We start from the raw sequence: 6,708 nt of genomic DNA, 5'->3' as shown, positions 1-6,708 counted from the left end.
CGGCCGCGCAGGCCGCGCGCGCGCAGCCCGCCGGCGGCGCGGCGGCGGCGCCGGCAGCGGCAGCGGCAGCGGCAGCCAGGCGCACGGCGCAGGGCTATACGCCGGTGCAGACCCTGAACGGCTGGACCCTGCCCTACCGGATGAACGGCGGCGTCAAGGAATTCCATCTGGTCGCCGAGGAAGTCGACCACGAATTCGCGCCGGGCTGCCGCGCCAAGTGCTGGGGCTACAACGGCACGACGCCGGGTCCGACGATCGAGGCCGTCGAAGGCGACCGCGTGCGCCTGTTCGTGACCAACCGCCTCGACGAGCCGACCACGGTGCACTGGCACGGCATCGACCTGCCGAACGGCATGGACGGCATCGCCGGCCTGAACCAGCCGCGCATCGAACCGGGCGAGACCTTTGTCTACGAGTTCACGCTCAGGCAGCACGGCACGCACATGTATCACCCGCATGCCGACGAGATGACGCAGATGGCCTTCGGCATGATGGGCCTGTTCGTCATCCATCCGCGCGCCGGCGAAGAGGTGGCGATCGATCGCGACTACGCCTTCCTGCTGCACAACTGGGCGCTGCATCCGGGCACCTACCGGCCCGATCCGTCGGTGATGCAGGACTTCGACCTCTGGACCTTCAACTCCAAGGTGTTTCCGGCCATCGATCCGCTGGTCATGCGCACCGGCGAACGGCTGCGCCTGCGCATCGGCAATCTTTCGATGTGGAATCATCCGATCCACATGCACAGCAATCCGTTCTGGGTCACCGGCTCGGACGCCGGCCGCTGGCCGCAGTCGCAATGGCGCCGCGAAGTCACCGAGATCGTCGGCGTGGGCCAGATGCGCGATCTGGAGTTCGTCGCGACCGAGCCCGGCGACTGGGCGCTGCACTGCCACATGGCGCATCACACGATGGGCCCGATGGGCCACGAGATCCCGAACCCGACCGGCGTGGACCAGCGCGGCGTCGAGGAGAAGATCCGCGCGCTGCTGCCGGGCTACATGGCCATGGGCCGCGACGGCATGTCCGAGCACAGCAGCCACGTCGCGATGGGCATGCGCGGTCCCGAGAACACCTTGCCGATGATGGCCGGCGAAGGCCAGTTCGGGCCCATCGAGATGGGCGGCATGTTCACCGTGGTCAAGGTGCGCGACGATCAGGCGCCCGGCGACTATCGCGACCCCGGTCCGTATCGCTACCCCGACGGCGCCGTCGCGCGCCGCGTCAGCCGCGATCCGCAGTTCGGCCAGCCGCACCGGCGTCGGCCCTACGATTCGGCCAAGGCGGCCGCGCCGGAGCCGGTCGAACCCACCGGCCCTTCGCATCACGGCCATCGCGCCGGCTGAGCGCGGGTATCGACGGCGTGCGTTCGCGCCGTCGCGCCGTGGATACCCGGCCTCGCGAACGGCGGCCGGGCCGGGTCTCGCGCGACGCGAGGCCCGGCCCGGCGGTTGGACATCAACGACTATGGCAAATTGCAGCGCGTCAGCGTGTTGACCCACCAGAACGTCGGGTAGTGGATCGCATCGTAGACGGTCGAGATGGTCGGGTTGCCGCCGAAGTCGACGCAGTCGGATTCGCCCATCGCGACGGCGTCGGCATAGGCCAGATCGTAGTTGGCGTTTTGCCCGAAACCTTCGACCCAGATATACGAAGCGGATACCGGTGCAGCGGTGAAAGCGAACACGACGAAGGCCAGCGATATTCTGAACTTCACGATATTCATTTTTGTCACCAAGTTTCTTTGTTTACCCTGAGACGCCCTAGGTACCACAACGCGCCGGCGGGCTCAATCGTTCCGCCGTCACGGCGGCAGGCCATCTCCTGGCAGCGAGTCGCGAAAGCGGCGGCGCGACGAACCGCCGCGACCGGGCCCCGCCGCAGCCGTCGGTCCGAGAGCGATTCCGGCGCCGCCCGGAACGGGCACTGCGGCGCGCTTCGCCTCCCGGCTGCCGGCCGCCGCCGCGGCCGGCCGGCTTCGTCCGCGCCTGCTGCATGGTCCGATCGATACGCCCGCCTGTCGCTGCGCAGCGTCGCCGCCGGCGTTTCCGATACTATCGGCGTCAGTCGACCCGCGGTCGCCGCCGGCGTCCGCATCGCCTGTAGATCGGCCGGCCTGCTCCGATCGCGGGAGCGGCAACGGAATGCGGGGACGAGTCATGCAAGAGCAGCGCGAGGAATCTTCCTGGCTCGCGGATCTGTCGATCCAGCGCAAGCTCGCCTTGGCTTTCGCCGGCGTGCTGCTGACTCTGGTCGGCGCCTGCGTCGGCATCTTCGTCACCCTGGGCGACCAGGCGCGCGCGCGCGCCACGTTGCAGCAGGCCGTCGGCGTCATCGATGCGGTGCAGGCGGTGCGCAATGCGATGCATCGCGTCGAAACGACGGTCTACGACCTGCTCGCCGACAGCCCCGGCGCCACCGCGGCCGTGACCGCCGCGCGCAAGGAACTCGACGCGGGCTTCGCCGAGCTCGTTGCGCGCACGAACGCCGATGCGGCGCTCGGCGCCCGCGCGGTGCAGGCGCAACAACGCCAGCGCGACTGGACCGCGCGCGTGATCGAGCCGCTGCTCGGCGATCTGGCCAAGGTCGCCGAAGGATCGTCGCGCATGGCGGAGCTGCACGGGCTCGCCCAGCGCTTCGGCGAGCTCGACCGGCGCGAAGGCCAGCCGCTGCTGCAGCTGCTCGCCGACGTCGACGACGCCGCTCACGCGAACCTGCAGTCGCGCACGGGTGAGCTCGAGAACGCCGCGAACGTCACCGAGGCCACGGTGCTGGGCCTGCTCGTGCTCGGCGTCGCGGTCGTCGTGCTCGCGCTGTGGCTGGCCGGCCGGCTCATCGTCGCGCCGATACGCGAGCTCACCGGCCTGATGACGCGGCTGGCGGAACACGACCACGACGTCGTCGTGCCGCAGCAACAGCGCCGCGACGAGGTCGGCGCGATGGCGCGCGCGCTCGACGTGTTCAAGCGCGCGGCGATCGAGACCTATTGGCAGAACTGGAACAAGACCGCGGTCGGCGAGATCGGCGCGAGCCTGCAGCGCTGCACGGCCGTCGACGAGTTCGCCGACACGCTCTGCGCCGAGCTCGCGCGGCGCCTCGACGCCGGCGTCGCCGCGTTCTTCCGCTACGACGAGGACGCGGCGCAGCTGCTGCGTACGGGCGGCTACGGCTTCAAGGAGCGCCGCCACATCGAGACGCGCTACGCGCTCGGCGAAGGCCTGACCGGCCAGTGCGCGCGCGAGCGCCGCGGCATCGTGCTCGCGCCGGTACCGGACGACTACGTGCGCATCCATTCGGCCAGCGGCGAGGCCGCGCCGCGCAGCGTCACGGCGCTGCCGCTGCTGCTCAAGCAGCATCTGCTCGGCGTCGTCGAGCTCGCCGCGTTCGCGCCGTTCACGGCGCAGCAGCAGCAACTGCTCGAAGACGTGCTGCCGATCGCCGCGCTGAGCCTGGACAACCTGAGCCGCGCGCTCCACACACGGGAGCTGCTGCAGCGCAGCCAGGCCCAGGCGCGCGAACTGCAGGCCTCCGAAGAAACCCTGCGCGTGCAGCGCGAGGAACTGCGCAGCGCCAACGACGAACTCTCGGCCAAGACCGTCGAGCTCGAGGAACAGCAGCAGCGCCTGCAGGCCTCGGAAGAGGAACTGCGCGTGCAGGCCGAGGAGCTGCAGGCCTCCAACGAGGAACTGCGCCAGAAGACCGAGACCCTGAACGAACAGAAGGACGTGCTGCAGGGCCTGCAGCGCGAGGCCGAGCACAAGGCGCAGGAGCTGGCCCGCGCGAGCCAGTACAAGTCCGACTTCCTCGCCAACATGTCGCACGAGCTGCGCACGCCGCTCAACAGCATGCTGATCCTCTCGCGCAGCCTCGCCGACAACGACGACGGCCGCCTCGCGCCGGACCAGGTCGAGTCGGCGCGCGTGATCTTCGACGCCGGCAGCAACCTGCTGCGCCTGATCAACGACATCCTCGACCTGTCCAAGATCGAGGCCGGCAAGATGGACGTGCTGATCGAGCCGATCGTCCTGTCCGCGGTCGCGCAGAACGTCATGCGCACGTACCGGCCGCTCGCGCGCGAGAAGGAACTGGGCTTCCACGTCGACGTCGACCCGGCGCTGCCCGAGCCGGTGTACGGCGATGCGCCCAAGCTCGACCAGATCGTCGGCAACCTCGTCGGCAACGCGATCAAGTTCACGCGCGAAGGCGAGGTCCGCGTCGCGTTCGGCTCCTGCCCGCCCGAAGCCGCAGGAATTCTGCAGCGACCGGCCGCGGAGCTGTTCGCGGTCGTCGTCAGCGACACCGGCATCGGCGTACCGGCGCACAAGCTCGCGGCGATCTTCGGCGTGTTCGAGCAGGTCGACGCGAGCACGTCGCGCCAGTTCGGCGGCAGCGGCCTGGGCCTGTCGATCGCGCGGCGCCTGGCCCAGCTGCTCGGCGGCGACATTCTCGCGCAGAGCGTCGAAGGCCGCGGCAGCCGCTTCACCGTGCTGCTGCCGCGCGAGGCGCGCGCGCGCAGCGCCGCCGAAACCGCGGCGCCGCTGCTCGCGACGCCGGCCGTGGCCGATGAGTCCGTCGCGCTGCCGCGCGGCACGCCGGCGCCGTGGATCGACGACGACCGCGGCGCGCTGCGCGCCGGCGACACGGTGATCCTGACGATCGAGGACGACCCGCTGTTCGCGCGCGTGCTCGTCGAGCAGATCCGCGCCAAGGGCTTCCGCGCGCTGGCGGCCGGCGACGGCGAGAGCGGCCTGGCGCTGGCCGCCGAGTTCCGCCCGAACGGCATCCTGCTCGACGTGCTGCTGCCGGGCATGGACGGCTGGGCCGTCATGCGCCGCCTGCGCGCGAATCCGAGCACGCAGGAAATACCGGTGCATTTCATTTCCGGCGTCGACGAATCGGCGCGCGGCCGCGAGCTCGGCGCAGTCGGCTTCCTGACCAAGCCGGCGCCGCGCGAGGCGCTGGCCGAGGCGTTCGACCGCCTGCTCGCGAACGACCAGGGCCGCCTGCGCCACGTGCTGGTCATCGACGACGACATGGATTCGTTCCTCGTCGTGCAGAACATGCTCGCCTCGGCCTCGGTGCAGGTCGACAACGCGGTCAACGGCCGCGACGGCCTCGACGCGCTGCGCGAGCGCCATTTCGACTGCCTCGTGCTCGACCTGCAGCTGCCCGACATGTCGGGCTTCGAGTTCCTCGACGAGTACGCCAAGCTCGACGGCACGCCGCCGGTCGTCATCCATTCGGCGCGCGACCTGTCCAGCGACGAGAGCCTGCGCCTGCGCCAGTTCACCGACAGCATCGTGATCAAGGGCGCGCGTTCGCCGCAGCGCCTGCTCGACGAGGTGCGCCTGTTCCTGCACAGCATCCGCAAGCCCGGCGACCACGCCGTCGCACGCGAGCTCGACAGCAGTCTCAGCGGCCGCAGCGTGCTCGTCGTCGACGACGACATGCGCAACATCTTCGCGCTGTCCAAGACCCTGCGCGCGAAGGGACTCAACGTGCTGATGGCGCAGGACGGCATGAAGGCGCTGCGCCAGCTCGACGACAATCCGCAGATCCAGCTCGTGCTGATGGACATCATGATGCCGGGCATGGACGGCTACGAGACCATCCGCGAGATCCGCAAGCGGCCGGCGCTCGCGCGGCTGCCGATCATCGCGATCACGGCCAAGGCCATGCGCGGCGACCGCGACCGCTGCCTGGAAGCCGGCGCCAACGACTACCTGTCCAAGCCGCTGGACATCGACAAGCTGCTGTCGATGATGCGCGTCTGGCTGCAGCGGTGAGGGAGCGCGGCGTGTGCGCAGGCCGGGCGGAGGCATCCTGATGGCGCGGCCGGAGGTCGAGGAAGTCGAGCTCGATCTGTTCGTGCGCGCGCTGAAACTGCGCCACGGCTACGACTTCGGCGAATACGCGCGCGCTTCGTTCCGCCGCCGCGTGCAGGCGCTGCTGCAGAGCACGAACAGCGCGACGATCGGCGAGCTGACCGCGCGCGTGCTGCGCGACGACGCGCTGCTGCCGTCCGTCATCGCCGGCCTGTCGGTGCCGGTGTCGGAGATGTTCCGCGACCCGCCGGTGTTCCGCAAACTCCGCGACGAGGTGCTGCCGCTGCTGGCCTCGTACCCGCGCATCAACGTCTGGCAGGCCGGCTGCGCGTTCGGCCAGGAAGTCTATTCGCTCGCGATACTGCTGGAGGAAGCCGGCCTCTACGACCGCAGCCAGATCTACGCGACCGACTTCAGCGACGCGGCGATCGCGCGCGCGCAGGAGGGCATCTTCCCGGCACGCGAGGCACGGCTGTACTCGGAGAACTACCTCGCGGCCGGCGGCCGGCATTCTTTGGCCGACTACTATCACGCGCGCTACGAGCTCATCACGATCGACGCGCGGCTGCGCCGCAACGTGACGTTCGCCAACCACAACCTCGTCTGCGACGGCGTGTTCTGCGAAGCGCACCTGATCCTCTGCCGCAATGTGCTGATCTATTTCACCGACCCGCTGCAGAACCACGTGCTCGAGCTGTTCCGCGACAGCCTCGTGCGGCGCGGCTTCCTGTGCCTGGGCACGCGCGAGAACATCGCGTTCGCGCGCGCGGCGCAGGACTTCCGCGCGATCGATCCGCGCCTGCGCATCTTCCAGCTCGAACGGCTGCCGTGAGCAGCGCCCGCCGCGGCGGCTGAGCCCCGCGGCCGCGGCCGCGGCGCATCG

The 6,708-nt window shown here is 70.0% G+C and carries 4 protein-coding genes; 3 read left to right on the top strand and 1 reads right to left on the bottom strand.

Annotated elements, in window-relative coordinates; all coding sequences use genetic code 11:
- Positions 1 to 1,346, top strand: a 1,346-nt coding sequence (locus NON22_RS18210; protein WP_257388375.1) for a multicopper oxidase family protein, incomplete at its 5' end; no start/stop codon positions are given.
- 119 nt (positions 1,347 to 1,465) lie between these two features.
- Here the strand turns inward: NON22_RS18210 and NON22_RS18205 are convergent.
- Positions 1,466 to 1,726 carry a hypothetical protein gene (locus tag NON22_RS18205; RefSeq protein WP_257388373.1) on the bottom strand — a complete coding sequence of 87 codons (261 nt, stop codon included), beginning with the start codon at positions 1,724 to 1,726 and terminating at the stop codon, positions 1,466 to 1,468.
- A 433-nt stretch (positions 1,727 to 2,159) separates the two neighbouring features.
- On the opposite strand from NON22_RS18205, the gene NON22_RS18200 reads away from it, so the two are divergent.
- Together NON22_RS18200 and NON22_RS18195 are read left to right on the top strand one after the other, a co-directional pair.
- Positions 2,160 to 5,786 carry a response regulator gene (locus NON22_RS18200; protein ID WP_257388372.1) on the top strand — a complete coding sequence of 1,209 codons (3,627 nt, stop codon included), beginning with the start codon at positions 2,160 to 2,162 and terminating at the stop codon, positions 5,784 to 5,786.
- A 40-nt stretch (positions 5,787 to 5,826) separates the two neighbouring features.
- Positions 5,827 to 6,657: a CheR family methyltransferase gene (locus NON22_RS18195; protein WP_257388371.1), complete on the top strand. Its 831-nt coding sequence runs from the start codon at positions 5,827 to 5,829 to the stop codon at positions 6,655 to 6,657.
- Positions 6,658 to 6,708 lie beyond the last annotated feature (51 nt).

This window comes from Tahibacter caeni (assembly GCF_024609805.1).
Lineage (GTDB): Bacteria > Pseudomonadota > Gammaproteobacteria > Xanthomonadales > Rhodanobacteraceae > Tahibacter > Tahibacter caeni.
Note: the sequence above shows the minus strand (reverse complement) of the source record. Positions and strands in the feature narration are given on the sequence as shown.

What these genes read in the sequence shown, in the direction of transcription:
- NON22_RS18205 (WP_257388373.1), bottom strand. Translation starts at nt 1,726, where the DNA reads ATGAATATCGTGAAGTTCAGAATATCGCTGGCCTTCGTCGTGTTCGCT.
- NON22_RS18200 (WP_257388372.1), top strand. Translation starts at nt 2,160, where the DNA reads ATGCAAGAGCAGCGCGAGGAATCTTCCTGGCTCGCGGATCTGTCGATC.
- NON22_RS18195 (WP_257388371.1), top strand. Translation starts at nt 5,827, where the DNA reads ATGGCGCGGCCGGAGGTCGAGGAAGTCGAGCTCGATCTGTTCGTGCGC.